Below are 25,568 nucleotides of genomic sequence, written 5' to 3'. Positions count from 1 at the left end.
GTTTTGTGGTGATTCCGTTAATGCTGATGCGCGTGGCAGTCGTTGATCGCTGCGCGTTCTTTACCGCCGAGGACGTTGAACAGCAGGTTCAGGGTCAGCGCGCTGAGGGTGGCCATGGCGATGCCGCTGTGGGTGATCGGGCTCATCCACATCGGCAAGTGCGCGAAGAATTCCGGACGCACCACCGGGATCAGGCCCATGCCGATGCTCACCGCGACCAGCAACTGGTTGCGACGGTCACCGATGTCGGCTTCTTGCAGGATCTTGATGCCGGTGGCCGCGACCATGCCGAACATCGCGATCGCCGCACCGCCCAACACCGCCGGTGGAATCGACGCCACCAGAAATGCCGCTTTCGGCAGCAGGCTCAGCACGATCAGCAAACCGCCGGCGACGATGGTCACCGAGCGGCAGCGCACGCCGGTCATCTGTACCAGGCCGATGTTCTGCGCGAACGAGGAGTGAGTGAAAGTGTTGAAGAAACCGGCGACGAACGAAGCGCCGGCATCGCACAGCAGACCGCGCCGCAGCATGCGCGGGCAGACTTCCTGGCCGGTGATTTTGCCCAGCGCCAGAAACATCCCGGTGGACTCGACGAAGATGATCACCACCACCAGGCACATCGACAGAATTGGTGCCAGTTCGAATTTCGGCATGCCGAAGTGCAGCGGGGTGACGAACTGAACCCATGGCGCGCTGGCCATGCCGCTCAGGTCGACCATGCCGATGGCGCCGCAGAGCACGTAGCCCAGGCACATGCCGATCAGCACGGAAATATTGACCCAGAACCCGCGCATGAAGCGGTGGATCAGCAGAATGGTCGCCAGCACCAGAGCGGCGATGGCCAGGTAAATCGGCGAGCCGAATTGCGCCGCCGCGGCACCGCCACCGGCCCAGTTCACGGCCACGGGGAACAGCGACAGACCGATCGAGGTGATGACCGTGCCGGTCACCAGCGGCGGGAAGAAGCGCACGACCTTGGACATGAACGGCGCGATGAGCATGCCGAAGAACCCGGCGGCGATCGTGGCGCCGAAGATCCCTTGCAGACCGATACCGGGCATGCCGGCCATGGCGACCATGCTGCCGACAGCGGCAAAACTGGCGCCCATCATCACCGGCATGCGGATGCCCATCGGGCCGATACCCAGCGACTGGACGATGGTGGCGATACCGGCGACCAGCAGGTCGGCATTGATCAGGAAGGCAATTTCTTCACGACTCAGGCCAGCGGCCTGTCCGATGATCAACGGCACCGCGATGGCACCGCCGTACATCAGCAGAACATGTTGCAAACCGACCAGGATCAGTTGCAAAAGGGGCAAACGCTGAATGGCGGGTGCGTCGGGTATGCGCGCTTTGGACAGCTCGGACATGCAACACCTCGGATCTTTTTATTCTTGTGATTGAACAGCTGCCGGGTGGCTCACAGCTGTCCTTTTGCATCATTGATATTTGTGGCTGCAGAGCTTGTTTGTGGCGAGGGAGCTTGCTCCCGCTGGACTGCGCAGCAGTCCCTGCTCTTCAGGCAAAGAGAGGGGCCGCTTCGCGACCCAGCGGGAGCAAGCTCCCTCGCCACAAAAGCCTGCTTTTACACAGGCTTTTGTCTGGCTCAGTTGGTCTGGGCTCCCTGGGCGATCCATGCACCGATCAGGTCACGTTCCTGCTGGGTCATCTGGGTGATGTTGCCCAGTGGCATGATCTGTGTGGTGATGGCTTGCGCCTGGATCCGCGCCGCGTTCTGGCGGATCTGCTCAGGGGTATCGAGCATCACCCCGGCCGGGGCGGCGCTGAACAGCGGGCTGGTCGGTTTCGCCGAGTGGCAGACCGCGCAGCGTTCCTGGATCACGTTATGCACCTTGTCGAAACCAGGGCCGGCGTTGGACGCCTGCGCCGGTGCCGCAGCCGGAGCAGCTGGCGCTGCAGGTGCCGCCGCTTCAGCCGGTTTCGCGCCACCGCCCAGTGCCGTTTCCGGCAGCGGCTGGTACTCGATTTTCGCTGGCGCCTTGGCCACGTCCGGCGCGGTCGACATCGGCGCAGGGCCGGTGACGTACGCCAGACTGATCATGCCCACCGCTGCCACCGGCAGGGTCCAGGCAAACTTGTGGCTGTCGTGACGGGTGTTGAAGTAGTGACGCACCAACACCGCCAACACCGCGATCCCGGCCAGAATCAACCAGTTGTACTGGCTGCCATAAGTGCTCGGGAAGTGATTGCTGATCATGATGAACAGCACCGGCAGGGTGAAGTAGTTGTTGTGACGCGAACGCAGCAGGCCTTTGGCGGGCAGCGCCGGGTCCGGCGTGCGGTTCTCGGCAATCGCCGCGACCAGTGCACGTTGCGCCGGCATGATGATGCGGAACACGTTGCCGACCATGATGGTGCCGATGATCGCGCCGACGTGCAGGTACGCACCACGACCGCTGAACACCTTGCTGAAGCCATACGCCGCGCCGATGATCAGCACGAACAGGATGAAGCCGAGCAGGGCGGGTTTCTTGCCAAGGGCCGAATCGCAGAGGAAGTCGTAGATGAACCAGCCGGCGATCAGCGAACCGATGCCGATGGCCACGCCTTCAGGGCCGGTCAGGCCGCTGCCGGGTGCCACGAGGTAGAGCACGGGGTTGGAGTAGAACACCACGCACAGCAGCGCGATCCCCGACATCCAGGTGAAGTAGGCTTCCCATTTGAACCAGTGCAGGTTCTCCGGCATCGACGGTGGGGCCAGTTTGTATTTTTCCAGGTGATAGATACCGCCGCCGTGGATCGCCCACAGATCACCGGCCAGGCCGGTTTTCGGGTTGACGCGGTTGAGGTTGTTCTCCAGCCAGACGAAGTAGAACGACGCGCCGATCCAGGCCACGCCAGTGATCATGTGAACCCAGCGCACGCTCAGGTTCAGCCATTCCAACAGATGTGCTTCCACAGTCTTTACCTCTCGCCTGTCACTCTTGTTGTCGAGTGATCAGACCTTCTCTTATTGGTGGGGGGCGAGGATCAAACGCTCATCCTCTTTGAAAAAATGCTCATCGCAGTTATTGCCTGTGCCACTGCGATCAACCACCAGGAAGTCATCCCGCTTTTCGATCGTCAGCACCGGGTGGTGCCAGACGCCGCGATGGTAATTGATGCCCTGCCTGCCGTTGGTGACGAAGGCGCGGACCAAGCCTGATACAGGTACATCGCCAAGTGGCGCGACCACGATCAGAAAGGGGTTGCCGAGCAGCGGAATGAAAGCCTGGCTGCCCAGCGGATGGCGTTCCAGCATGCTCACGGTCAGCGGCATGTCCTGCGCGTCGGCGCGGAAGATGCTGATGATCGCGTTGTCCTCTGGCGTAGCGGTTTCGACCGTCGCCAGTTTGTGGAAGCGCATGGTCGAACCGTTGTTGATCATGAAGTGGTCGCTGCCGTCGGTTTCGATCACGTCACCGAAGGGGGCGAAGGCTTCTTTGGTCAGCGGTTCAATCTGTAGTGTGCGCATGCTGTTCTTCTTATCCGAATTCTGTGTTGACTGTTCTGACGCCTTCGCGAGCAAGCCCGCTCCCACAGGAATTGCGATCAATGTGGGAGCGAGCTTGCTCGCGAATGGTTTCACTGCTTATTTAGTGACCTTGCCGAGAACGCGCAGGCGACTCACACCACCATCCGGGAACACGTTCAGACGGATGTGGGTGATCGGTCCCAGCGCCTTGATCTGCTCGACGAAGGTGTGTTCGGCGTGCATTTCCAGCTTCTGGCTCGGCAGCAGTTCACGCCAGAACAGCGACTGGGTTTCGATCTGGCTGTCGGTACCGCCCTTGACGAACGCGCCCTGGATCGAGCAGGTGTCCGGGTAGTTGCCCTTGAAGTGCAGGGTGTCGACGATGATTTTTTCGATCTCGCCCGGGTGGCCCAGCGCGACGATCACCCAGTCATTGCCCGGGGTACGACGACGTGCGGTTTCCCAGCCGTCGCCCATGTTGATGCCACGGCCCGGGTTGAGAATGTTGCTCATGCGGCCGAAGTGTTCGTCGGAGCAGGCGAGGGCGCGGCCACCGTTGAGAGCAGCAGCGAGGTCAACCTGTTCGTTGTCGCCCACAGCGGACCAGTCGCGGAACGGGATGCCGTACACGCGCAGACGGGCGACGCCGCCGTCCGGGTAGATGTTGAAGCGCAGGTGGCTGAACGCTTGGTCGTTGCTGATTTCGTGGTAGTGGTGGCTGTTGCCCTGCAGCTCGACGGCCGACAGCACTTCAGTCCACTGGGTGTTTTCGTCCGGCTCGCCCGAGGCCAGGAAGCACGCTTCCAGCGAGGCCGATGGCGGGTAGTTGCCGGTGAAGAATGAAGTGTCGATGTCCACGCCTTTGATCGAACCCGGTACGCCCAGGCGGATTACCGCGCTGTCGTAGCCTTCGAAGCGCTTGCGACGCGATTCCCAGCCGTCCATCCACTTGCCGTTGTCGTCGAACACACCCTCCTTCCACACGGCCGGGGTCGGCTGAAACAGACGATTGGCGTCTGCGAACCAGTCATCGGTGACCGAGATGATCTTGGTGCCCAGACGGGCATCGGCCAGGTTGACGAACTTCTCGAAAGGTACGGCGTAAGCTTTCATTCTTCTTGTCTGCCTTTAATAAGTTGGCTGGGGATGCTTGCAAGACCCTGGGTACTCTCCGCGTCTGATGTACTCGGGTCAGGCTTGCTAAAGAGTCAGTAAACGGAACAGGGCGATCTTGTTGATCTCCGCCAGCGCGCATTTGAATTCGGTGTCGACCGAGTTGTGAATGCGCGTTTCGAACGCCGCGAGGATCTGATGCCGGTTGCTGCCTTTTACCGCCATGATGAAGGGAAACTTGAACTTGGCCTTGTAGGCGTCGTTCAGCTCGGTGAAGCGCTGGAACTCTTCGGCCGTGCATTGGTGAATACCGGCGCCAGCCTGTTCATTGGTGCTGGCTTCGGTCAGTTGGCCCTGGACGGCGGCTTTGCCGGCCAGGTCCGGGTGAGCGTTGATCAGCGCAAGCTGGCTGGCGTGATCGGCGCTCAACAGGATGTCGCTCATGCGCTGGTGCAGGGTTTCGATCTCGTCGATCGACGCGTCCGCGCCCAGGTCGTAGGCCTTCTCGGCCACCCATGGCGAATGTTCGTAGATGTCGGCGAAGGCTTTGACGAAAGCGTCGCGGCTCAGGGTCGACGGTTGCAGGGTTTGAAAGCGGCTCATTTGGCGGCCCCTTGGTACGGGTGGGTTTCGTGCCAGTGACGCGCGATGTCGACGCGACGGCTGAACCACACCTGTTCATGACTTTTGGCGTATTCGATGAAGCGCTTGAGCGACGCCAGACGCGCCGGACGGCCGATCAGCCGGCAGTGCAGACCGATCGAAAGCATCTTCGGCGCTTCGGCGCCCTCGGCGTAGAGCACGTCGAAGGCGTCTTTGAGGTATTCGAAGAAATCGTCGCCCTTGTTGAAACCCTGCACCTGGGTAAAGCGCATGTCGTTGGTGTCGAGGGTGTACGGGATCACCAGATGCGGCTTGCCGGTCGGGTTGTTCGGTTCCCAGTAGGGCAGGTCGTCGTCGTAGGTGTCGCAGTCGTAGAGGAAACCGCCTTCTTCCATCACCAGGCGCCGGGTGTTCGGGCCAGTGCGGCCGGTGTACCAGCCCAGTGGGCGCTCGCCGGTGAGTTCGGTGAGGATGCGGATCGCTTCGAGCATGTGCTCGCGCTCCTGCGCCTCATCCATGTACTGGTAGTCGATCCAGCGGTAGCCGTGGCTGCAGATCTCGTGACCGGCTTCGACCATCGCGCGGATCACATCCGGGTGGCGCTGGGCGGCCATGGCCACGGCGAAGATGGTCAGCGGAATGTCGAATTCCTTGAACAGTTTCAGGATCCGCCAGACGCCGGCGCGGCTGCCATACTCGTAAAGCGATTCCATGCTCATGTTGCGCGCGCCTTGCAGCGGCTGAGCAGCGACCATCTCGGAGAGGAAAGCTTCGGATTCTTTGTCGCCGTGCAGGATGTTGCGCTCGCCGCCTTCTTCGTAATTGAGCACGAAGGACAGGGCGATGCGCGCGTTGCCCGGCCAGTGTGGGTGAGGAGGGTTACTGCCGTAACCGATCAGGTCGCGTGGGTAGTCAGCGCTCACTGCAGTCTTCCTTCTTATTCGTTAACAGGTTTGTGTAACGGCCTGCACAGGCTGGCGTCACAGCGATGGGCTGATTGTATACAACTTTATTCGCAATTTGTAAGCCTGAATTTTCGCATTTTTCACCGACTGTCATCTTTTGCTGCTACTGGCGTAAACCTGCAAGAAACCTGCCTGATCAGTCAGCTAATGGATGTGAGGTTCAATAGTCAGGCGCTTTTGGGGCAGATCGGCAGTAAACGCCCGAATGGCGGGGGTGAGGTGAAAAATGTCGTTTTTATTGTGTACAATTTTTTTGAAAAGTGTCTTAATCAGTCGCTCGCCGCAGCTTTTCGTGCTCCGAATCGGTGCGGTCTCCTTTTTACCTGACTTCGGGAGGCGCGAAGTCTGACTGCTCTTTGCGGCCAGGCGCGCAGAATCAATGGGACGTTTGACAACACACGTTTTGGACGCTGCACACGGTTGCCCGGGCAGCTCGATCAAGGTCGAGCTGTACCGCGTTGAAGGTTCGCATCTGGAATTGGTCGCCAGTGCCGTTACCAACAGCGATGGCCGGGTCGACGCGCCATTGCTGCAAGGCGATGACTACCGCACCGGGGTCTATCAGGTGCAGTTCCACGCCGGCGATTACTACCGCGCCCGTGGCGTGCAACTGCCGGAACCGGCGTTCCTCGACGTGGTGGTGCTGCGTTTCGGCATCTCCGCCGAGCAGGATCATTACCACGTGCCACTGCTGATTTCGCCTTACAGCTATTCCACCTATCGGGGCAGCTGACCCCAAGCAGCTGCCCCCACCGGGAAGCGACTGCGCATATAGCTTCTTTGGTCTTTCGCCCGCTCACACTGCGGGCTTTTTTTCGCTTGGAGGAAAGTGCCGTCTGGTCTGACGCCTTCGCGAGCAAGCCCGCTCCCACAAGGGAATGCATTCCAAATGTGGGAGCGGGCTTGCTCGCGAAGCTTTTGCTGTCAGCGGCTTAGCAGCGACGCAGCACCGGCGCCACTGAACAACCCGGCACTCACCCGGTTGAACCAGCTCTGTCCCTTGCCGCTGCGCAGATACCGCGCCGCACCGTGCGCACCCAGCCCGTAAGCCAACTTGCAGCACAGGTCGAGCACCGTCCAGGTTGCAATCATGATCAGCAACTGCGGCAGGAAGGGCTGCTCCGCGCTGAGGAACTGCGGCAGAAATGCGGCGAAGAACAGGATGTCTTTCGGGTTACTCGCGCCCAAGACAAAAGCGCGGCCGAACAGGGTGCGAAAACGCGGCAGCGGTGCGGCTTGCGGCACTTCGGCGCCTACCGACGGCTGACGCGATTGCTGCCAGCTCTGCCAGGCGAGGTAGAACAGGTACAGCGCGCCGACGATTTTCAGGGCGCTGAACAGTTGTTCCGAGGCCAGCAGCAGGGCGCCCAGCCCCAGCGCCGATGCGCTGAGCAGGCAGATCGAAGCGATCACGCCGCCGAGAAACGCCGGGTAAGAGCGGCGCAAGCCGTAGTTCAGACTGTTGCTGATCATCAGCAATGACAGTGGCCCTGGAATCAGGATCACCACCAATGCCGCGCCGCTGAACAGCAGCCAGGTTTCCAGACTCATCACTTTGCTCCTTTTTTTGTTGTACTCAAGAATGTGCAAAAGCCCCACCCGCGAGGGTGAGGCTGGTTTGAAGCTTGAACCGCGTGACGCTTACAAGAAGATGAACTTGGCGATGAAAATCGCGCAGAGCACCCACAGGCTGACGGAAATTTCCTTGTACTTGCCGGTACCGGCCTTCAACGCCACGTAGGTGATGAAGCCCAGCGCAATGCCGTCGGCGACCGAGAAGGTCAGCGGCATCATGATCGCGGTGACGATCGCCGGAATCGCATCAGTGGCTTCGTCCCACTCGATATGGGCCATGCCGCCCATCATCAGCATCGCGACATAAATCAGCGCACCGGCGGTGGCGTAAGCCGGAATCATCCCGGCCAGCGGTGCGAAAAACATCGCCGCTATAAATAGCACACCCACGGTGACTGCGGTAAGACCAGTCCGACCACCAGCCGCTACACCTGCGGCACTTTCCACATAGCTGGTGACGGGCGGAACGCCGACCACCGCGCCGAAGACGCTTGAGGCGCTGTCGGCTTTCATGGCGCGGGAAAGGTTTTCGATACGCCCGTCAGCGTTGACCAGATTGGCGCGCTGGGCCACACCCATCAGGGTGCCGGCGGTGTCGAACATGTGCACGAAGAGGAAGGCCAGCACCACGCTGATCATGCTGACGTTGAACACGCCCGCGACGTTCATTGCCATGAAGGTCGGTGCCAGGCTCGGTGGGGTCGACATGATCCCTTCGTAGTGCACGATGCCTAGGCCCCAACCGGCGAGGGTCACGGTAATGATGCTGATGAGGATTGCGCCGAACACCTTGTGGTAGCTGAGGATCGCGATCATCAGGAAGCAGATCGCCGCCAGCAGCGGGCCGGGTTCACGCAGGGAGCCGAGTTTGATCAGAGTGGCCGGGCTGTCGACGACAATGCCGGCGGTTTTCAGGCCGATCAGCCCGAGGAACAGGCCGACGCCAGCGCCCATCGCATAGCGCAGGCTGACCGGGATGCTGTTGAGCAGCCATTCGCGAATCCGCGAGAAGGTCAGGATCATGAACAGCACACCGGAAACGAACACCGCACCGAGCGCGGTTTCCCAGTTGTAGCCCATGGTGCCGACCACGGTGTAAGTGAAGAAGGCGTTGAGGCCCATGCCCGGCGCCAGACCCACCGGCCAGTTGGCGTACAGGCCCATCAGCAGGCAGCCGAGTGCGGCGGCGATGCAGGTGGCGACGAAGGCTGCACCGTGATCGATCCCGGCATCGGCCATGATGTTCGGGTTGACGAAGATGATGTAAGCCATGGTGATGAAGGTTGTCAGACCGGCAATCAGCTCGGTCTTCACCGTGGTGCCATGCAAGCTGAGTTTGAAGATGCGCTCCAGCACGCCTGTGCGTAAGGGCGGCGAGAGTTCCAGCGGCGATGCTTCGGATTTGCGGCTTTCCACAGCGAGTACTCCTCAAGAGTTTTATTGTTATTTCCAGGGCCGGACCCATGAGGGGTGGCAGCAGCCCTTTGAGGCATACGCGAATTTGTTGACCATGCGGTCAGGAACTCGCACGCAGTGGATTATGCTTTTGTGTACAAATAAAGCAAATATTGTTTTTGGTTTTGTTTACGAAAGGTCAGGCGATAGAGATATATCGCCTGTTCTAGCCTATTCGGGAGCAAGCCCCCTCCCACAGTGGATCCCCAGTGGGACCGAATCATGGGTAACCAGCAGAACCCTGTGGGAGGGGGCTTGCTCCCGAAGAGGCCAGTCCAGTCAATCGAGAAGTGACTGAGTGCTCCCAAGCGCCATATTCACCGCCAACCACCCATTCACCGCCGCCTCCCCAGCTTCAGCAAACACCCGCTCGAGCAATTTCACCTGCTCACGCCGCAACGCCTGCTCAAACTTCTCACCTTCAGCAGTCAGCTCCAGCAGGCGCTTACGCTTGTCAGTCTCGGACGCCACGCTCTGCACCAGATGCATTTCCTGCAGCTGGCGCAACGGCATGTTCAGCGCCTGCTTGCTCACGCCGAGCAAGCCCAGCAATTCCTTCACGCTCAAATTCGGATAACGCGCGATGAAAAACACAATCCGCTGATGCACCCGGGACAGGCCGCGCCGCTCGAGCATTTCATCCGCTTTGGCGGTGAACGCCTGATAGCCGAAGAAAAACGCTTCCATCGCCTGTTGCTGGCTGGCGGGGTTTTTAAGGTCAAGCATGTTGACGTACTCGCTCAAGCTGTCGTAGTTTCAGTCAACCAGTTTGACTTATTTTTCCCAGGCCTCGCTACCGGTGACTCCCATGGCTTTTTCCGAACGTGTTTCGCGCCTTAAAAGTTCTCTGATCCGTGAAATCCTCGCCGCCGCCCAGCGCCCGGAGGTGATGTCGTTTGCCGGTGGCTTGCCGGCCGAAGCCATGTTGCCGAAAGTCGAATGGGCGGACATGCCGCTGTCCCTCGGCCAATACGGCATGAGCGAAGGCGAGCCGGCGTTGCGTGAAGTGTTGGCGGCGCAGGCGCGAGCGTTGGGTCTGGAGTGCACGGCGAGTCAGGTGCTGGTGGTCAGCGGTTCCCAGCAGACCCTGGATCTGGCCGCCAAGTTATACATCGACAAAGGCACCGAAATTCTTTTGGAGGCACCGACCTACCTGGCCGCGCTGCAGATCTTCCAGCTGTTCGGCGCCGATTGCCTGACCGTGCCGCAAGAGGCTGACGGCCCGAATCTGGCGCAACTGCGCAGTCGTCTTGAGCAGCACCGGCCTGCGTTCATTTACCTGATCCCGACATTCCAGAATCCGTCTGCCGTGCGCTACAGCGAAGCCAAGCGCGCTGCGGTCGCCGCGCTGCTGGATGAATTCGGCGTGACCCTGATCGAAGACGAGCCGTACCGCGAACTGACGTTCGACGGCGGCAGCGCCAAACCGATCGCCGGGCGTCTGCAGAAAGCCAGTTGGATCTACACCGGCACCGTGTCGAAAACCTTGCTGCCGGGTTTGCGCGTCGGTTACCTGATCGCCAGCCCGGACCTGTTTCCGCATTTGCTCAAGCTCAAGCAATCGGCGGATCTGCACACCAACCGCATCGGCCAGTGGCAGGCGCTGCAATGGATCGGCAGTGAAAAATATCAGCAGCACCTGAGCGAACTGCGCGGTTTCTACCGGCAGCGCCGCGATGCTTTCCAGTCAGCGCTGGAAACGCACTTTGCCGATCTGGCGGACTGGAACATGCCGCAGGGCGGGCTGTTTTTCTGGCTGACGCTCAAGCAACCGCTGGATACGCGGACGTTGCTCAACGAGGCGCTGGCCAATGACGTGGCGTTCATGCCGGGCGAGCCGTTCTTTCCCGAACCGGATAAAAACCTCGGGCACCTGCGTTTGAATTTCAGCCACATCGACCCGGCGCGGCTGGACGAAGGGTTGAAGCGACTGGCGGTGGTGGTGAGGCAGGCGCAGATAAATAAAGCGGCGTGAAAAACAAATAAACCGGCTCGAGGGCCGGTTTATTTTTGGGGATTTGCTTTGGCTGGGAGGGCCTCTTCGCGAGCAAGCCCGCTCCCACAGTGGGCTGTGGCGTTCATAAAACCTGTGGGAGCGGGCTTGCTCGCGAAGGCGTCAATGAAAGCACTCAATCAACATCAGATCGAAGCAAACCGCTTATCCAGGTAATCAATGATCACCTTGGATTCATACATCCAGGTCGTCTGCCCGTTCTCTTCAATGCGCAGGCACGGCACCTTGATCTTGCCGCCCTGGTCCAGCAGCGTCTGGCGATCCTGTTCGTTGTTCTTCGCGTCCTTCAGTGCGACCGGCACATTCAGGCGACGCAGGGTGCGGCGGGTTTTCACGCAGAACGGGCAGGCGTGGAACTGATACAGGGTCAGACCTTTGGCGGCGGCGTTGACTTGCGCCTGTACTTCGGCGGGGCGTTGTTTCTTGCCCGGGCGGGTGATGAAGTCGATGAAGATGATCAGTTGGCCAAGGCCGACACGAAGCGCTTTTACGAACACGTTGAAAGCCTCACGGTGCAAAGAGAGAAGGGCGCGCAGCTTACCCGATTTTTAACGGGCGAAAAAAAACCGGCGATCAACGCCGGTTTTTTTCTGCAGCCGATTACTTGATCAGGCTGAGGAACTCGCTGCGAGTCGCCGCGTTTTCGCGGAACTCACCGAGCATCACTGAAGTGATCATCGACGAATTCTGTTTCTCGACACCGCGCATCATCATGCACATGTGCTTGGCCTCGATCACCACTGCCACGCCCAGCGCACCGGTGACTTGCATCACTGCATCGGCGATCTGGCGGCTGAGGTTTTCCTGGATCTGCAGGCGGCGGGCGTACATGTCGACGATCCGCGCGACCTTCGACAGGCCCAGCACCTTGCCGCTCGGGATGTACGCAACGTGCGCCTTGCCGATGAACGGCAGCAGGTGGTGTTCGCACAACGAGTACAGCTCGATGTCCTTGACCAGCACCATCTCGCTGTTGTCGGAGCTGAACAGGGCACCGTTGGTGACCTCTTCGAGCGTCTGTTCATAACCGCGGCAGAGGTACTGCATGGCTTTGGCGGCACGCTTTGGCGTGTCGAGCAGGCCCTCGCGGGACACGTCCTCGCCCAATTGGCCGAGAATCGCGGTGTAATTCTGTTCCAGGGACATGAAACTACCTGTGGGGATTTTCGCAAAGGGCAAGGGTACGGTGGCGGACACAACCCTGCAAGTTCGGTGTAACGCGATTATTCGTCGCGGCCTTCCATCATGGTGCGTTTGAGCATCACGTACACCGCGCCGGCACCGCCATGCCTGGCCTGGCACGAGCAGAAACCGAGCACTTGCGGATGCTGGCGCAGCCAAGTGTTGACGTGGCTTTTGATCATCGGCCGCTTGCCGTCCAGGCGCACGGCCTTGCCATGAGTGACGCGCACGCAGCGGATTTCGAATTTGGTTGCTTCAGCGAGAAAGGCCCAGAGGGTCTCGCGGGCTTTTTCGACGTTCATCCCATGCAGGTCGAGGCTGCCTTCGAACGGGATCTGGCCGATTTTGAGCTTGCGCATCTGGCTTTCCTGCACCCCGTCGCGGGCCCACATCAACTCGTCTTCGGGGCCGACGTCGATCACGAACTGATCGGACAGGCCATCCACGGTGGTGGTGTCGGTGCGCACAGTGGCGGACTGGCGCAGCTTGGCGATCTGCGCGCGGTCAGCCTTCGGTTTGCCGGTGTCGGCGCGGTCGTGCTTGATCGGCTTGACGCCTTGGATCGCACTTTTGAACAGGGAAAAATCGTCGTCTTGCATGTCAGCCTCCGCGAAGGGCGGCCAGTTTACCCAAGTCGAAACAAAACGGCCCGGCAAAAAGCCAGGCCGTGGAGTCAGTCGTGTTTTTTCATCAGGTGCGGGGACATGTTCAGTTCCCGCGATTGCCGGGCGCGCCGCCGGCATCGACGCCACAGCGCCACACCGAAATACAGGAACAACAAGCCGACCGCGAGAATGATCGCCGAACCCGTCGGCGTGGCATTCAAGTCGCCGAGCGCCGGCGGGCGCCCCAGCAGGCTGGCGGCACCGGCCATCGCCAGCAGCACACCGAACGTCGCCAGAATGGCGGCGATCGCTGCGCCGAATCGAAAACGCCAGTTGCTTTGGCCTTTGGGCCGCAAGCGGCGTGCGTCAAATCCATCGGATAACTTCATTCCGACCTTCCTCAATGGGTATCGGCCCTTCGACCGGGAGTTGACCGGGTTGTTCCTGAGGCTAAGGCAATTGAAGCAAATGCGAGGCTTTTGCGGATGAGCGGCGCGGTGAGCCGCTCATCAGAGCAGATCAGATCAGATCTTGAGTCAGGGCGAGGGTGGCGAAGTTGTCGGCCATGATCGCCATTTCCGCTTCCTGCACCACGGCGGCACTGAGTACGCGGCCCTTGAACGGCAGGTCACGGGTGGCGCAGGCGTCTTCGACCAGGGTGCAACGGAAGCCCAGGTTCTTCGCCGCGCGCACGGTGGTGCTAACGCTGGAGTGGCTCATGAAGCCGCAGACGATCAGATCCAGCGAGCCGAGATTCTGCAAGCGGTCGAGCAGTTCGGTGCCGTGGAACGCGCTCGGCAGCAGTTTGCCGATGATGGTTTCATCACCCTGTGGCTCAAGGCCGGGGATGAACTCGCCGCGTTCGCCCTGCGGGTCGAACAGGCCACCGACGGTGCCGAGATGACGCACGTGCACGATCGGCCGACCGGCTGCACGGGCCGCGGCGACCAGTTGTTTGATGTTCGCGACGGCCGCGTCCATGCCGCTCAGGGCCAGCGGGCCACTGAGGTACTCTTTCTGGGCATCGATGATGACCACGGTGGCATGGCTCAGTGTGGCCGCTGCGTAACCGCGGCCGCTGAGTTGAAACATCGTTTTTGGAACGGACATTCGGGGCTCCTTGGGGTGGGGCTTTTGCGGCATTGTCCTCTGGCTGAGCGGTTCTGTGAACCGCTACCATCGTAGGCAGCGTCGTTATTGGCCTGCAGCCTTGTCAAGTTACACGTTCTGTTCAATAGCTGATGCAAAAAACAGAAAAGTCCTACTGTCGGCGGCGAATGTTTCCCGCGTCGTCGTGACGCGTTTTGGCTGCTAGAATCGCCAGTCGTTTTTTCTGGAGTTCTGCCCCGTGATCACTTCCCGACTTCGTACCCTGCGCGACCACATCCGTTGGGCCGTCAGCCGCTTCCATGGGGAGGATCTGTTTTTCGGCCATGGCACCGACAACGCCTGGGATGAAGCCCGGCAGCTGGTGCTCGGTGCCTTGCACCTGCCTTGGGAGATCGCCGACAGCTACCTCGACTGTGCACTGGAAGACGACGAACTGGTCAACCTGCAACGCCTGCTCAAGCGCCGCATCGAAGAGCGCATTCCGACGGCTTACTTGCTGGGCGAGGCGTGGTTCTGCGGCATGTCGTTCATCGTCGATGAGCGTGTGCTGATCCCGCGTTCGCCGATTGGCGAGCTGATCGAAAACCGCTTCGCACCGTGGATCGGCGACGAGCCGGCACGCATCCTCGACCTGTGCACCGGCTCGGGATGCATCGGTATCGCCTGCGCCTACGAGTTCCAGAACGCTGAAGTGGTGCTGGCGGATCTGTCGTTCGAAGCGCTGGAAGTGGCCAACCAGAACATCGAGCGCCATGGCGTCGATGAGCGCGTGTACACCGTGCAGGGCGATGGTTTCGATGGCTTGCCGGGGCAGCGTTTCGACCTGATCGTGTCGAACCCGCCGTATGTCGACGCAGAAGATTTCGCCGACATGCCGGACGAATACCAGCACGAACCGGAGCTGGGCCTGGCCTGCGGTGATGACGGTCTGAACCTGGTACGGCGAATGCTCGCTGAAGCGGCGGATCACCTGACCGAGAAGGGGCTGCTGATCGTTGAGGTGGGTAACAGCCAGGTGCACGTCGAAGCGCTGTACCCGGAAGTCGACTTCGCCTGGCTCGATTTCGAGCGCGGCGGACATGGCGTGTTCATGTTGACCGCAGAACAGTGCCGCAATCATCAGGCCCTGTTCGCTTCCCGCGTCTAAAGGCTAAAAGCAAAGATCGCAGCCTGCGGCAGCTCCTACATAGATCCCCTGTAGGAGCTGCCGCAGGCTGCGATCTTTTGATCTACCGGTGCGTGGCAATCCAGATCAACAACCCCGCCTGAAACACCGCAAACGCCACCAGGCAGGTAATGGTGAAACGCAAACCGGCGTCTTCACGCTTGAACTTGCTGACTTTGTCTTCCTGCTTCTTCAGCTTCACTTCCTGCTCGGCGAGGTTCTGCTCGGCCTGTTGCAGCATCTGCGCCGCTTCGAGAATCTCGACGATCTGCAGCTTCTCGCTGTTCCAGTCGCCCAGCAGGTCACCGACTTGCACCTCTTTGACGCTGCCCTTCAAATGCTGGGCGTCGGCGTAGACCACGTCAAAACCATGCACGCGCAAGAAGTGATCGCGACGCAGGCGGGTGTCTTCGTTCAGCGCGTCCTTGTTGTTCAGGTCCATGCCGTCGACGGTGTAGGTCGGCCAGCGTTTTTTCGCCCAGTTGATACCTTGCGCAGCCATGAAACGGCCGATCCCACGGTTCAGCGGTTCGATCTGCAAGCCGCTATCGGGGCCGAAATGCACACGTTTGCTGGTGTGATCGACCCACACATCGAGGTGGTTCTGTTCTTTGCGCACACGCTGGCTCGGCAGTTTGATCGCCATGCGCATCAGGCTGTGTTCTTTGCTGTTGCGCTCGGCATAGCCGAATTCGACAAAGCGCAATGGCCGGCCACCGGTGTTACGGTCAGTCTGCAGCGGGGCCAGACGGAGCATCTTGTGGTGCTCGACGCTGACGTCCGCCCAAGGCAGCTCGACCGCTGGCGGTGCGTCTTTTTCAGCGGTGGTGTCGGGTGAAGTCTGGGTATCAGTCATAACGGCGAGATCCTGTCCAAGCTCTGCTTGTCGCCAGCCGGTACGCTGGCGACAAAGGCTTATCGGCCGTTTCTGCCAAGACTAGAGGGCAAACTACGGTTAACGGGTGCGAAGTCCGTCAATAAACTCAATGATCTTCGCGCCGAGTTCCGCAGCCAGCGGCAAATTCGGATCCTTGTACGAAGCCAGTTGCCGCTTCATATCGTTGTGGACGATGCGCATGACGTGGTTCATGCCGTCGATCACCGCCAGTTCAGCATCGGGTTTGGCGGCTTTCAGCGCCTGCGCATCGCCAACGCCGACCTGCATGTCGTTGCTGCCCTGGACGATCAGCGCCGGCATCTTCAATTGCGCGAAGGCTTTCGCCGGATCCTGACGGAACAGCGAAATCAGATACGGCTGCACGCTCGGACGGAAGATCACCTGCAACGGTTGCGGCACATTGTCATCGGTGTGGCCGGCCTTGAGGCTGTCGAGCAGTTGATTACTGCGCAGCATCAGCGGCGGTGGCAGGCTGCGGGCCAGTTGCTCGCGGATCACCTGATCGACCGGGCGCGCGCTGCCGGACAGGGAAATCACCGCAGCCGCATCGACTTTCGGCGCGGCGAGGCTGGCGATCAATGCACCTTCGCTATGACCCAGCAGGATCAATTTGCCGAAACGCGGATCGGCCTTGAGCTTCTGCCCCCACGCCACTGCGTCCGCCGCATAGGCCTCCACCGATAAATTGCGCTCATCGGGCGTCGCAGCGAGGCTCGCCGCAACACCGCGTTTGTCGTAGCGCACGCTGGCGATGTTGTGTTTGGCCAGCACCCACGCCAGGCGCTTGAGGCTGTCGTTGCGCCCGCCGTCGGGGTTGTTTCCGTCACGATCCGTAGGACCTGAGCCAGAAATAATCAGGACAACCGGCACCGGGTTGTCAGATTTCGGCAGCAGCAGCGAGCCGAAAAGCTCACCGGTACCGGTATCCAAAGTTACCGGGCGTTGTAGGACCGTCGCTTGGGCAAAGCCCGTAAACAGGGTAAGACTCAAGATCAAAACTCGCAGCATCATCACGCCATCATTCGCCAAGGTGCCGGTTGGACTCGCCAGCACCACTAAGGTTCGAGGATGAACTACTCGGTTAGCCTGCGTATACTGGCGCGCATCACGAATTCGGGTTTGATTTCACGGAGCGTCCTGCATGTCCGGCAATACCTACGGCAAGTTGTTCACTGTCACCACCGCTGGCGAAAGCCATGGTCCGGCGTTGGTCGCCATTGTCGACGGCTGCCCGCCGGGCCTGGAGATCTCCCTCGAAGACTTGCAGCGCGACCTCGATCGCCGCAAGCCGGGCACCAGCCGCCACACCACCCAGCGTCAGGAAGCCGACGAAGTCGAAATCCTCTCCGGCGTGTTCGAGGGGCGCACCACCGGTTGCTCGATCGGCCTGCTGATCCGCAACACCGACCAGAAGTCCAAGGACTACTCGGCGATCAAGGATCTGTTTCGCCCGGCGCACGCCGACTACACCTACCACCACAAATACGGCGAGCGCGATTACCGTGGCGGCGGCCGCAGCTCGGCCCGCGAAACCGCAATGCGCGTGGCGGCAGGTGCGATTGCCAAAAAGTATCTGGCCAGCCAAGGCATCGTCATTCGCGGCTACATGAGCCAGCTCGGTCCGATCGAAATCCCGTTCAAGACCTGGGATTCGGTGGAAGAGAACGCTTTCTTCAGCCCGGATCCGGACAAGGTGCCGGAGCTGGAGGCCTACATGGATCAATTGCGCCGCGACCAGGACTCGGTCGGAGCCAAGATCACCGTGGTTGCCGAAGGCGTGATGCCAGGCCTGGGCGAGCCGATTTTCGACCGCCTCGACGCTGAACTGGCGCACGCGCTGATGAGCATCAACGCGGTCAAAGGCGTGGAAATCGGCGCCGGTTTCGCCTGCGTCGCCCAGCGCGGCACCGAGCATCGCGATGAACTGACCCCGGAAGGTTTCCTCAGCAACAACGCCGGCGGCATTCTCGGCGGGATCTCGTCCGGTCAGCCGATCGTCGCGCATCTGGCGTTGAAACCGACGTCGAGCATCACCACCCCGGGCCGTTCGATCGACATCCACGGCAACCCGGTGGACGTGATCACCAAGGGCCGTCACGACCCGTGCGTCGGCATCCGCGCCACGCCGATTGCCGAGGCGATGATGGCCATTGTGCTGATGGATCACCTGCTGCGTCACCGTGGGCAGAATGCCGACGTGAGCGTCAGCACCCCGGTGCTGGGTCAGCTTTGATGGTTGATCGCCAAGCCGTCGCGGTCTGACCGTGGCGGCGCTCCCGTACTGGCGGCTGTCCAGTTTTTATCTGTTCTATTTCGCCTTGCTCGGTTCGACAGCGCCGTTTCTGGCGCTGTACTTCGATCATCTCGGCTTCAGCCCTGCGCGCATCGGCGAACTGGTGGCGATCCCGATGTTGATGCGCTGCGTGGCGCCGAACATCTGGGGCTGGCTTGGCGACTACACCGGCAAACGCCTGGCCATCGTGCGCTTCGGTGCGGTGTGCACGTTGCTGACGTTCTCACTGATTTTCGTCAGCAAGACCTACGCCTGGCTGGCGATGGTCATGGCGCTGCACGCGTTCTTCTGGCACGCGGTGCTGCCGCAATTCGAAGTCATCACCCTCGCGCATCTGCAGGGGCAAACCTCGCGCTACAGCCAGATTCGCCTGTGGGGCTCGATCGGTTTCATCATCACCGTGGTCGCGCTGGGCCGACTGTTCGAATGGCTCAGCCTCGATATCTACCCGGCAGCGCTGGTGCTGATCATGGCCGGCATCGTCCTCAGCAGCCTGTGGGTGCCGAATGCGCAGCCGCCGCAGGGCAATCGGCCGAGCGGGGAAGGCTTTCTCACGCAACTGCGCAGCCCGGGTGTGTTGGCGTTTTACGGCTGTGTTGCGCTGATGCAGATGAGCCACGGCCCGTATTACACGTTTCTGACTTTGCACCTTGAGCGACTTGGTTACAGCCGTGGCACGATCGGCATGCTCTGGGCCGTGGGTGTGGTCGCCGAAGTGCTGATGTTCATGGCCATGAGCCGGATTCTCGCGCGGTTTTCCTTGCGCCGGGTGCTGATGGCGAGTTTTCTGCTGGCGGCGCTGCGCTGGTTGCTGCTAGGTTCGTTCGCCGAATTCCTCTGGGTGCTGTTGTTCGCGCAGGTGCTGCACGCGGCGACTTTCGGCAGCTTTCATGCGGCTGCCATCGCCTTCGTGCAACGTAGTTTCGGTGCGCGTCAGCAAGGTCAGGGCCAGGCGCTGTACGCCGCGCTGGCCGGTACTGGCGGCGCGCTGGGCGCGTTGTATTCCGGTTACAGCTGGAATGCCCTCGGCGCCACATTGACCTTTAGTATTGCCAGTCTCGCGGCGCTCGCTGCTGCCGTTATCATTGCCATACGTATGCAAGAGGACAGGCCATGAGCCTTACGCGTGAACAACTCGCCCAGCAAATCGTCGACGCCGGGCGTTTTCTTTATGGTCGCGGCTGGTCGCCGGCCACCAGCAGCAATTACTCGACGCGCCTGTCGCCGAGCGAAGCGCTGCTGACCGTGTCCGGCAAGCACAAGGGCCAGTTGGGGCTGGACGACGTGCTCGCCACGGATTTGTCCGGCAACAGCCTCGAACCGGGCAAAAAGCCCTCGGCTGAAACCCTGCTGCACACCCAGCTCTATAGCTGGCGCGCGGAGATCGGTGCGGTGCTGCACACTCACTCGGTGAACGCCACGGTGCTGTCGCGCCTGACGCCCGAAGACTTCATCGAGTTCGAAGACTACGAGCTACAAAAGGCCTTCAGCGGCATCTCGACCCATGAATCGCGGGTGCGTGTGCCGATTTTCGACAACGATCAGGACATTGCGCGCCTCGCCGCCAAGGTGCAGCCTTGGCTCGACGCCCATCCCGATTGCGTCGGTTACCTGATTCGCGGCCACGGCCTCTACACCTGGGGCGCGCAGATGAGCGATGCCCTGCGGCAGATCGAGGCCTTCGAATTTCTGTTTGAATGCGAGTTGAAAACCCGCAGCGTCATGAACCGCCAAGGCTGACTTCACCAGAAGCCGCCCATTTGCCTGATGAAATGCACTGCCCGACCGGTCTGCAAAAACCGGACGGCAAGGCCGATACCGAGGAATTGCCCATGAGCAGCCTGTCTGTCTATCACGTATCCAGCCCCGAGATTCCGAACAAGGTGCTGACCCATTTCGAAGACATCGCCTCGACGCTCGCCGAGCAGGGCGTGCGCTTCGACCGCTGGCAAGCCGCGGCGAAGATCCAGCCCGGTGCCAGCCAGGAAGAAGTGATCAGCGCCTATCAGGAGCAGATCGACAAACTGATGACCGAGCGCGGCTACATCACCGTCGATGTGATCAGCCTCAACAGCGATCACCCGCAAAAAGCCGAACTGCGCGCCAAGTTCCTCGAAGAACACCGCCATGGCGAAGACGAAGTGCGCTTTTTCGTTGCCGGTCGTGGCCTGTTCACCCTGCACATCGATGATTATGTTTACGCCGTGCTCTGCGAAAAGAACGATCTGATTTCGGTGCCGGCCGGTACCAAACACTGGTTCGACATGGGCGAGCACCCGCACTTCGTGGCGATTCGCCTGTTCAACAACCCGGAAGGCTGGGTCGCCAACTTCACCGGCGAAGACATCGCCGGGCGCTTCCCGCGTCTGGAGGACTGAGCCGATGTCGATCAAAGTCATTCTCACTGACATCGAAGGCACCACCAGCGCGGTGAGTTTCGTGTTCGACGTGCTGTTCCCTTACGCCGCCAAACACCTGCCGGACTTCGTGCGGCAGAACGCCGAGCGCGCCGATGTTGCCGAACAGATCGCCGCCGTGCGCCGCGACAGCAACGAGCCGCAGGCCGACGTTGAACGGGTGGTTGAAATCCTCCTGAGCTGGATCGCCGAAGACCGCAAGGCTACGCCGCTCAAGGCACTGCAAGGCATGGTCTGGGAGCAGGGCTATCAGGCCGGGCAGTTGAAAGGCCACGTCTACCCGGATGCCGTTGACGCGCTCAAGCGCTGGCATCAGGCGGGTTATCAACTGTTTGTCTATTCGTCGGGCTCGATCCAGGCGCAGAAACTGATCTTCGGCTGCTCCGAGGCGGGGGATCTGACACCGCTGTTCAGTGGGTATTTCGATACCACGTCAGGGCCCAAGCGTGAGGCGCAGTCTTACACCAATATTCAACAAGCGATTGGCGTCGAGCCGCAGGACATTCTGTTTCTGTCCGACATCGTTGAGGAACTGGATGCCGCTCAATCGGCAGGCCTGCAGACCTGTGGCCTGGCCCGCGAGGGTGGCGAGCTGGAGGGGCATATTACTGTCGACAGCTTCACCGGCATCGAACCCGAAGCCTTTTAACCACCCTCAATCCAATGTGGGAGCGGGCTTGCTCGCGAAAGCGGTGTGTCAGTCAAAAATATTTGGCTGACACACCGCTTTCGCGAGCAAGCCCGCTCCCACACGGAGTTTTGCATCAGCCACAAAAAACAGGCCGGACAGTGAAAGCTGCCCGGCCTGTTTTTGTTTAAAGCTGTTTAAAGCTTCGAATCAATTACAGCGAGTGATACGTCGGCAGGGCAAAGCGCTGCTGGCTTTGCAGCATCGCAATCTGCGGCAGTTCACTGGCTTCTTCCGCCAGGTCACGACGAATCGCGCTGATCGCCCACGACAGTTGGTCGGCGTTGTGCATTTGCTGATACGTCAGGGCGCGTTTGAACACTTTGCCTTCACTGCTGCGCAAGGTCAGCAGAATCCCGCCATCGGGACGTGGCGCAGTGGTGACGTTGAAGTTGGAGAACAGCGAGGTAAATTTTTCTTGGATCAGGCTCATGTCTTTCAGCTCCGTATGCACTTGAATGGCAAGCATGCAAAGGAGGTTGCAGCGATTGTGCCAGCACGCAAAAAAATAAAAATGCTTATAAATCAATAAGTTAAAAATCGTGAAATTTGCAGGTGTCGTGCAAACTGCATGAATGGCCATCGTGCATCCTGCATTTTGCGGGATTCTCATGGGTTGAACGGAACCAAACGGCAAAGGCGCAATCACTGCCGCCAGGCGTGACAGGGCGGATACAAAACATTGCAAAAACCGCGTGTACAGGCCGCGAAGCGCTGACGTATTTTCGATCTCGACCTTGCCCACCACGCAGGTCATGCCCACAGCCCGAACAATAAAAAAACGGCCGACCAGGCCGACCGGGGAGCAGCCATGCGTCACGCGTCGAGCGACACGATTACCTGGGGCATGATGCTCCGCAAACTGCCGACCATCGCCAAAACCATTCCACGGGTGGTCAAGGGCATGAAAGTCGCCAATGTCACGGATCCGACCCAAACGTGTGGCCTCGGCTGGACCTTCGAGCAAGCAACCCTGCGCAACCCCGAGGGTCTGGCGATCCTGCAGGACAATGTCTTGCTGACCTATACGCAGGTCAACCAGTGGGCCAATCGCATCGCCCACTATCTGAGCGCGCAGGGGATCGGCAAGGGCGATGTGGTCGCGGTGTTCATCGAAAACCGTCCCGAGCTGCTGGTGACCATTCTGGCGCTGGCCAAACTCGGCGCGGTCAGTGCGCTGCTCAATACCTCGCAGACCCGCGACACGCTGATCCACAGCGTGAACCTGGTGGCGCCGGTGGCGATTGTGCTTGGCGAGGAACTGCAGCCAGCGTTTGCCGCAATCCGCGAGCAAGTGTCGATCGCCGCATCGCGCACCTGGTTCATCGCTGACCGTGACACCTATAGCCACCCGGGTATTGCGCCCGAGGGCTACATCAACCTGATCAGCGCCAGTGCCGACGCCTGCGCTGAAAACCCGCCCAGCAGCGGCGAAGTATTCTTCAACGATCCGTGCTTTTACATCTACACGTCGGGTACCACCGGCCTGCCCAAGGCCGGGGTGTTCAAGCACGGTCGCTGGATGCGCAGCTCGGCCAGCTTCGGCATGATCGCCCTGAACATGAGCCCCGACGACGTCGTCTATTGCACCTTGCCGCTGTACCACGCCACCGGCCTATGCGTGTGCTGGGGCTCGGCGATCAACGGCGCCTCCGGGTTCGCGATCCGTCGCAAGTTCAGCGCCAGCCAGTTCTGGAATGACGTGCGCCGTTATCGCGCGACCACCATCGGCTATGTCGGCGAGCTGTGCCGTTATCTGGTCGATCAACCGGCCAGCGCCGACGACAGCCGTCACCCGGTGCGCAAGATGATCGGCAACGGCTTGCGTCCCGGCGCCTGGGCCGAATTCAAGACCCGGTTTGCCGTCGAGCACATCTGTGAGCTGTACGCGGCAAGCGACGGCAACATCGGCTTCAGCAACATTCTCAACTTCGACAACACCATCGGTTTCTCGCTGATGGCCTGGGAGCTGGTGGCGTACGACCACGACAGCGGTGAGCCGTTGCGCAGTGCCGATGGCTTCATGCGCAAGGTCGGCAAGGGCGAGCAGGGCTTGCTGCTGGCGCGGATTGATGAAAAGGCACCGCTGGATGGCTATACCGACCCGCAGAAAACCGCCAGGGTGGTACTGCACGACGTGTTCAGCAAGGGCGACCACTTCTTCAACACCGGTGATCTGCTGCGCAATATCGGCTTCGGTCATGCGCAGTTCGTCGATCGCCTCGGCGATACCTATCGCTGGAAGGGCGAGAATGTCTCGACCACTGAAGTCGAAAACCTCTTGCTGCAACATCCGCTTATCTCCGAGGCAGTCGCCTACGGCGTGGAGGTGCGCAACACCAATGGCCGCGCCGGCATGGCCGCAATCACGCCCGCCGAGTCGCTGGCGACCCTGGATTTCGCTGAATTGCTAGCGTTCGTTCGTCAGCGCCTGCCGGCCTATGCGGTGCCGCTGTTCTTGCGGGTGAAGGTGAAAATGGAAACCACCGGAACGTTCAAATACCAGAAGACCCGGCTGAAAAACGAAGGCTTTGACCCCGGCCAGACGGGCGATGACCCGATCTACGCATGGCTGCCCGGCACCCAGACTTACGTGCAGGTGACGGACGAAATTCTGGCCGATATTCATCAAGGCAAATACCGTTATTGAGATTGGCTATGGCATGACTTGAGAAAAAGGGGGTGACAGCTATCGTCGCGCTCGGGAAACTGTCGGCTTTGCGAATAACCGAAAGTGGAGTTGCCCTATGTCTGACCAGAGCCGCCAGATGACCCCTGAAGAAGCTGCCGAATTCACCGAGCAGGTTTTCAACAAGGCGCGCGAGGGTGATGCGCTGATGCTTGATCGGCTGATCAGCGCCGGTTTGCCGGTGAACCTGAAAAACAGCAAGGGCGACACGCTGCTGATGCTCGCCAGCTACTACGGTCACGTTGACGCGGTGCAGGTGCTGCTCAAGCACAAGGCCGACCCGGAAATGCGTAACGGCAACGGCCAGAGCCCGATTGCCGGCGCCGCGTTCAAGGGCGATCTGGCGGTGGTCAAGGCGCTGGTGGAAGCGGGCGCCGAGATCGAAGGTTCGTCCTTCGACGGCCGCACCGCGTTGATGATGGCGGCGATGTTCAACCGTGTTGAAATCGTTGAATACCTGATCAGCAAGGGCGCCAACCCGCAAGCCAAGGATGCCAACGGCATCACCGCGCTGGACGCGGCCCGCACCATGGGCGCAGTCGATACCACGGCGCAGCTGGAAAAACTGCTGGCCTGAGGACTGTCGAGATTCTGTGGCGAGGGAGCTTGCTCCCGCTCCAGTGCGCAGCGCTGGTAAAAATGGTGAACTCACTGTTTGGGGCCGCTTCGCGCCCCAGCGGGAGCAAGCTCCCTCGCCACAGATGTTCTGTGTGCAGCCTGAGGTTGCAATGCGCTATCCTCCGCGCCCTCAAATTCAAACCTTCCACAGGATCCGCCCTCATGAAAGCCGCACTCGTCGAACTCATCAGCAAAATCAGCTCCGGCTGCATGGGCGAGGACGAGATCCTGAACGTGGCGGACGAAGCGGCGCAGGCCTACGCCGATGCCGATGCCTTTCTGGCAGCAAACCCGGACATCAACTACGACGACACCTTCCCGATCCCGCTGGGTGAGTGGGTCGTGGTCGGCAGCCTGCCGGAAACCGTGCTGTTCCAGGCTGATACTTACGTTGACCTGTTCGCGCAGATCGTCGCCTCGTTCGGCCCGGGCGTCGATTTCAATCTCAAGCCCAAGCAACTGGCCAAAACCGAAGCGCTGACTGCGCTCAACCGCATCCAAGTGCAGATGAGCAGCCTGAACAAGGAAAACGGCGGTTACACGCTGATGAACTTCAGTCAGTTGCTCGATGACGAGCTGCAAGTGGTGCTGGTTTACGGCAACGACGTGCCGCGAGTGCTGGAGCTGTGCGCCGAAGTCGGCATCGCGGCCGCGCCGTCGCTGGAAGCGCTGAAGGTCTCCGTTCACGTCTGAACGC

28 protein-coding genes are annotated in these 25,568 nt (G+C 60.4%); 11 read left to right on the top strand and 17 right to left on the bottom strand.

Annotated elements, in window-relative coordinates; genetic code table 11:
- Positions 1–17: 17 nt before the first annotated feature.
- The 6 genes from CKW11_RS26155 to puuE all read right to left on the bottom strand — a co-directional run bounded on the left by CKW11_RS26155 (position 18) and on the right by puuE (position 6,120).
- Complete coding sequence (locus CKW11_RS26155; RefSeq protein ID WP_095139995.1) at positions 18–1,376, bottom strand: nucleobase:cation symporter-2 family protein; 1,359 nt, start codon at positions 1,374–1,376, stop codon at positions 18–20.
- 236 nt (positions 1,377–1,612) lie between these two features.
- Complete coding sequence (locus CKW11_RS26145) at positions 1,613–2,926, bottom strand: urate hydroxylase PuuD (protein ID WP_095139994.1); 1,314 nt, start codon at positions 2,924–2,926, stop codon at positions 1,613–1,615.
- Between the two features lie 51 nt (positions 2,927–2,977).
- A complete protein-coding gene (locus tag CKW11_RS26140; RefSeq protein ID WP_041068829.1) occupies positions 2,978–3,481 on the bottom strand; it encodes an ureidoglycolate lyase in 504 nt (167 codons plus the stop codon).
- A 117-nt stretch (positions 3,482–3,598) separates the two neighbouring features.
- The gene (gene alc, locus CKW11_RS26135; protein ID WP_095139993.1) at positions 3,599–4,594 is read right to left on the bottom strand and encodes an allantoicase; all 996 of its coding nucleotides are present in this window, start codon (positions 4,592–4,594) and stop codon (positions 3,599–3,601) included.
- Between the two features lie 87 nt (positions 4,595–4,681).
- Positions 4,682–5,197 (bottom strand): 2-oxo-4-hydroxy-4-carboxy-5-ureidoimidazoline decarboxylase, encoded by a 516-nt coding sequence (gene uraD / locus CKW11_RS26130; RefSeq protein WP_095114340.1) that lies wholly within the window; start codon positions 5,195–5,197, stop codon positions 4,682–4,684.
- Entirely contained in the window at positions 5,194–6,120 is a 927-nt protein-coding gene (gene puuE / locus CKW11_RS26125; RefSeq protein ID WP_039769896.1) for an allantoinase PuuE, read from the bottom strand. The genes uraD and puuE overlap by 4 nt, the downstream gene beginning before the upstream one ends.
- A 421-nt stretch (positions 6,121–6,541) precedes the next feature.
- Between puuE and uraH the strand changes: the two genes are divergently transcribed.
- Positions 6,542–6,895 carry a hydroxyisourate hydrolase gene (gene uraH, locus CKW11_RS26115; protein ID WP_007913983.1) on the top strand — a complete coding sequence of 118 codons (354 nt, stop codon included), beginning with the start codon at positions 6,542–6,544 and terminating at the stop codon, positions 6,893–6,895.
- A gap of 191 nt (positions 6,896–7,086) precedes the next feature.
- On the opposite strand, the gene CKW11_RS26110 is transcribed toward uraH, so the two are convergent.
- The 3 genes from CKW11_RS26110 to CKW11_RS26100 form a co-directional block, all read right to left on the bottom strand.
- The gene (locus tag CKW11_RS26110) at positions 7,087–7,713 is read right to left on the bottom strand and encodes a LysE family translocator (RefSeq protein ID WP_095139991.1); all 627 of its coding nucleotides are present in this window, start codon (positions 7,711–7,713) and stop codon (positions 7,087–7,089) included.
- A gap of 90 nt (positions 7,714–7,803) precedes the next feature.
- Positions 7,804–9,153: an NCS2 family permease gene (locus CKW11_RS26105; protein WP_095139990.1), complete on the bottom strand. Its 1,350-nt coding sequence runs from the start codon at positions 9,151–9,153 to the stop codon at positions 7,804–7,806.
- Positions 9,154–9,471: 318 nt separating this feature from the next.
- The gene (locus CKW11_RS26100; RefSeq protein WP_095139989.1) at positions 9,472–9,918 is read right to left on the bottom strand and encodes a MarR family winged helix-turn-helix transcriptional regulator; all 447 of its coding nucleotides are present in this window, start codon (positions 9,916–9,918) and stop codon (positions 9,472–9,474) included.
- 82 nt (positions 9,919–10,000) lie between these two features.
- Between CKW11_RS26100 and CKW11_RS26095 the strand changes: the two genes are divergently transcribed.
- On the top strand, positions 10,001–11,167 hold the full coding sequence (locus CKW11_RS26095; RefSeq protein WP_095139988.1) for a PLP-dependent aminotransferase family protein: 1,167 nt from the start codon (positions 10,001–10,003) through the stop codon (positions 11,165–11,167).
- Between the two features lie 164 nt (positions 11,168–11,331).
- Here the strand turns inward: CKW11_RS26095 and CKW11_RS26090 are convergent, their stop codons facing one another.
- The 5 genes from CKW11_RS26090 to CKW11_RS26070 form a co-directional block, all read right to left on the bottom strand.
- Positions 11,332–11,703: a glutathione S-transferase N-terminal domain-containing protein gene (locus tag CKW11_RS26090; RefSeq protein ID WP_095139987.1), complete on the bottom strand. Its 372-nt coding sequence runs from the start codon at positions 11,701–11,703 to the stop codon at positions 11,332–11,334.
- A 103-nt stretch (positions 11,704–11,806) separates the two neighbouring features.
- Positions 11,807–12,352 (bottom strand): GTP cyclohydrolase I FolE, encoded by a 546-nt coding sequence (folE, locus tag CKW11_RS26085; RefSeq protein ID WP_003442011.1) that lies wholly within the window; start codon positions 12,350–12,352, stop codon positions 11,807–11,809.
- Between the two features lie 77 nt (positions 12,353–12,429).
- Positions 12,430–12,987, bottom strand: a complete 558-nt coding sequence (locus CKW11_RS26080) for a Smr/MutS family protein (protein ID WP_095139986.1) — start codon at positions 12,985–12,987, stop codon at positions 12,430–12,432.
- A 74-nt stretch (positions 12,988–13,061) separates the two neighbouring features.
- A complete protein-coding gene (locus CKW11_RS26075) occupies positions 13,062–13,382 on the bottom strand; it encodes a hypothetical protein (RefSeq protein ID WP_003223191.1) in 321 nt (106 codons plus the stop codon).
- A gap of 130 nt (positions 13,383–13,512) precedes the next feature.
- Complete coding sequence (locus tag CKW11_RS26070; protein ID WP_003223193.1) at positions 13,513–14,103, bottom strand: cysteine hydrolase family protein; 591 nt, start codon at positions 14,101–14,103, stop codon at positions 13,513–13,515.
- A 238-nt stretch (positions 14,104–14,341) separates the two neighbouring features.
- Here CKW11_RS26070 and prmB point away from each other — a divergent pair, with 238 nt between their 5' ends.
- A complete protein-coding gene (gene prmB, locus CKW11_RS26065; RefSeq protein ID WP_064586711.1) occupies positions 14,342–15,250 on the top strand; it encodes a 50S ribosomal protein L3 N(5)-glutamine methyltransferase in 909 nt (302 codons plus the stop codon).
- A gap of 82 nt (positions 15,251–15,332) precedes the next feature.
- Here prmB and CKW11_RS26060 read toward each other — a convergent pair whose 3' ends face one another.
- A complete protein-coding gene (locus tag CKW11_RS26060) occupies positions 15,333–16,124 on the bottom strand; it encodes a hypothetical protein (protein ID WP_095139985.1) in 792 nt (263 codons plus the stop codon).
- A 99-nt stretch (positions 16,125–16,223) separates the two neighbouring features.
- A complete protein-coding gene (locus CKW11_RS26055; RefSeq protein ID WP_095140014.1) occupies positions 16,224–17,177 on the bottom strand; it encodes an alpha/beta hydrolase in 954 nt (317 codons plus the stop codon).
- Positions 17,178–17,307: 130 nt separating this feature from the next.
- Here CKW11_RS26055 and aroC point away from each other — a divergent pair, with 130 nt between their 5' ends.
- The 5 genes from aroC (at position 17,308) to mtnC (ending at position 21,525) form a co-directional block, all read left to right on the top strand.
- On the top strand, positions 17,308–18,399 hold the full coding sequence (aroC, locus tag CKW11_RS26050) for a chorismate synthase (protein WP_095139984.1): 1,092 nt from the start codon (positions 17,308–17,310) through the stop codon (positions 18,397–18,399).
- A 31-nt stretch (positions 18,400–18,430) separates the two neighbouring features.
- The gene (locus CKW11_RS26045) at positions 18,431–19,576 is read left to right on the top strand and encodes an MFS transporter (RefSeq protein WP_095139983.1); all 1,146 of its coding nucleotides are present in this window, start codon (positions 18,431–18,433) and stop codon (positions 19,574–19,576) included.
- Positions 19,573–20,199, top strand: coding sequence for a methylthioribulose 1-phosphate dehydratase (locus tag CKW11_RS26040; RefSeq protein ID WP_095139982.1), 627 nt, complete (start codon positions 19,573–19,575; stop codon positions 20,197–20,199). Before CKW11_RS26045 ends, CKW11_RS26040 begins: the two co-directional genes overlap by 4 nt.
- Positions 20,200–20,291: 92 nt before the next feature.
- Positions 20,292–20,837, top strand: coding sequence for an acireductone dioxygenase (locus CKW11_RS26035; RefSeq protein ID WP_027613329.1), 546 nt, complete (start codon positions 20,292–20,294; stop codon positions 20,835–20,837).
- A gap of 4 nt (positions 20,838–20,841) precedes the next feature.
- Positions 20,842–21,525 (top strand): acireductone synthase, encoded by a 684-nt coding sequence (gene mtnC / locus CKW11_RS26030; protein WP_095139981.1) that lies wholly within the window; start codon positions 20,842–20,844, stop codon positions 21,523–21,525.
- 193 nt (positions 21,526–21,718) lie between these two features.
- On the opposite strand, the gene CKW11_RS26025 is transcribed toward mtnC, so the two are convergent.
- A complete protein-coding gene (locus CKW11_RS26025; protein ID WP_027613327.1) occupies positions 21,719–21,997 on the bottom strand; it encodes a DUF3509 domain-containing protein in 279 nt (92 codons plus the stop codon).
- A gap of 378 nt (positions 21,998–22,375) precedes the next feature.
- On the opposite strand from CKW11_RS26025, the gene CKW11_RS26020 reads away from it, so the two are divergent.
- From CKW11_RS26020 to CKW11_RS26005, 3 genes are all read left to right on the top strand, one after another.
- Positions 22,376–24,214 (top strand): long-chain-acyl-CoA synthetase, encoded by a 1,839-nt coding sequence (locus CKW11_RS26020; protein ID WP_095139980.1) that lies wholly within the window; start codon positions 22,376–22,378, stop codon positions 24,212–24,214.
- A gap of 97 nt (positions 24,215–24,311) precedes the next feature.
- Positions 24,312–24,830 (top strand): ankyrin repeat domain-containing protein, encoded by a 519-nt coding sequence (locus tag CKW11_RS26015; protein ID WP_047292959.1) that lies wholly within the window; start codon positions 24,312–24,314, stop codon positions 24,828–24,830.
- Positions 24,831–25,033: 203 nt separating this feature from the next.
- Complete coding sequence (locus tag CKW11_RS26005; protein WP_095139978.1) at positions 25,034–25,564, top strand: hypothetical protein; 531 nt, start codon at positions 25,034–25,036, stop codon at positions 25,562–25,564.
- Positions 25,565–25,568: the final 4 nt, after the last annotated feature.

This window comes from Pseudomonas sp. Irchel s3a10 (assembly GCF_900187525.1).
In the GTDB taxonomy this organism is placed as follows: domain Bacteria; phylum Pseudomonadota; class Gammaproteobacteria; order Pseudomonadales; family Pseudomonadaceae; genus Aquipseudomonas; species Aquipseudomonas koreensis_G.
This window is presented reverse-complemented; position numbering and strand designations above follow the sequence as displayed.

Bases quoted from the DNA above. Each gene is read 5' to 3' on its own strand.
- CKW11_RS26155 (WP_095139995.1), bottom strand. From the start codon at position 1,376: ATGTCCGAGCTGTCCAAAGCGCGCATACCCGACGCACCCGCCATTCAG.
- CKW11_RS26140 (WP_041068829.1), bottom strand. From the start codon at position 3,481: ATGCGCACACTACAGATTGAACCGCTGACCAAAGAAGCCTTCGCCCCC.
- alc (WP_095139993.1), bottom strand. From the start codon at position 4,594: ATGAAAGCTTACGCCGTACCTTTCGAGAAGTTCGTCAACCTGGCCGAT.
- uraD (WP_095114340.1), bottom strand. From the start codon at position 5,197: ATGAGCCGCTTTCAAACCCTGCAACCGTCGACCCTGAGCCGCGACGCT.
- uraH (WP_007913983.1), top strand. From the start codon at position 6,542: ATGGGACGTTTGACAACACACGTTTTGGACGCTGCACACGGTTGCCCG.
- CKW11_RS26110 (WP_095139991.1), bottom strand. From the start codon at position 7,713: ATGAGTCTGGAAACCTGGCTGCTGTTCAGCGGCGCGGCATTGGTGGTG.
- CKW11_RS26100 (WP_095139989.1), bottom strand. From the start codon at position 9,918: ATGCTTGACCTTAAAAACCCCGCCAGCCAGCAACAGGCGATGGAAGCG.
- CKW11_RS26095 (WP_095139988.1), top strand. From the start codon at position 10,001: ATGGCTTTTTCCGAACGTGTTTCGCGCCTTAAAAGTTCTCTGATCCGT.
- folE (WP_003442011.1), bottom strand. From the start codon at position 12,352: ATGTCCCTGGAACAGAATTACACCGCGATTCTCGGCCAATTGGGCGAG.
- CKW11_RS26080 (WP_095139986.1), bottom strand. From the start codon at position 12,987: ATGCAAGACGACGATTTTTCCCTGTTCAAAAGTGCGATCCAAGGCGTC.
- CKW11_RS26075 (WP_003223191.1), bottom strand. From the start codon at position 13,382: ATGAAGTTATCCGATGGATTTGACGCACGCCGCTTGCGGCCCAAAGGC.
- CKW11_RS26070 (WP_003223193.1), bottom strand. From the start codon at position 14,103: ATGTCCGTTCCAAAAACGATGTTTCAACTCAGCGGCCGCGGTTACGCA.
- CKW11_RS26060 (WP_095139985.1), bottom strand. From the start codon at position 16,124: ATGACTGATACCCAGACTTCACCCGACACCACCGCTGAAAAAGACGCA.
- CKW11_RS26055 (WP_095140014.1), bottom strand. From the start codon at position 17,177: ATGATGCTGCGAGTTTTGATCTTGAGTCTTACCCTGTTTACGGGCTTT.
- aroC (WP_095139984.1), top strand. From the start codon at position 17,308: ATGTCCGGCAATACCTACGGCAAGTTGTTCACTGTCACCACCGCTGGC.
- CKW11_RS26040 (WP_095139982.1), top strand. From the start codon at position 19,573: ATGAGCCTTACGCGTGAACAACTCGCCCAGCAAATCGTCGACGCCGGG.
- CKW11_RS26035 (WP_027613329.1), top strand. From the start codon at position 20,292: ATGAGCAGCCTGTCTGTCTATCACGTATCCAGCCCCGAGATTCCGAAC.
- mtnC (WP_095139981.1), top strand. From the start codon at position 20,842: ATGTCGATCAAAGTCATTCTCACTGACATCGAAGGCACCACCAGCGCG.
- CKW11_RS26025 (WP_027613327.1), bottom strand. From the start codon at position 21,997: ATGAGCCTGATCCAAGAAAAATTTACCTCGCTGTTCTCCAACTTCAAC.
- CKW11_RS26020 (WP_095139980.1), top strand. From the start codon at position 22,376: ATGCGTCACGCGTCGAGCGACACGATTACCTGGGGCATGATGCTCCGC.
- CKW11_RS26015 (WP_047292959.1), top strand. From the start codon at position 24,312: ATGTCTGACCAGAGCCGCCAGATGACCCCTGAAGAAGCTGCCGAATTC.
- CKW11_RS26005 (WP_095139978.1), top strand. From the start codon at position 25,034: ATGAAAGCCGCACTCGTCGAACTCATCAGCAAAATCAGCTCCGGCTGC.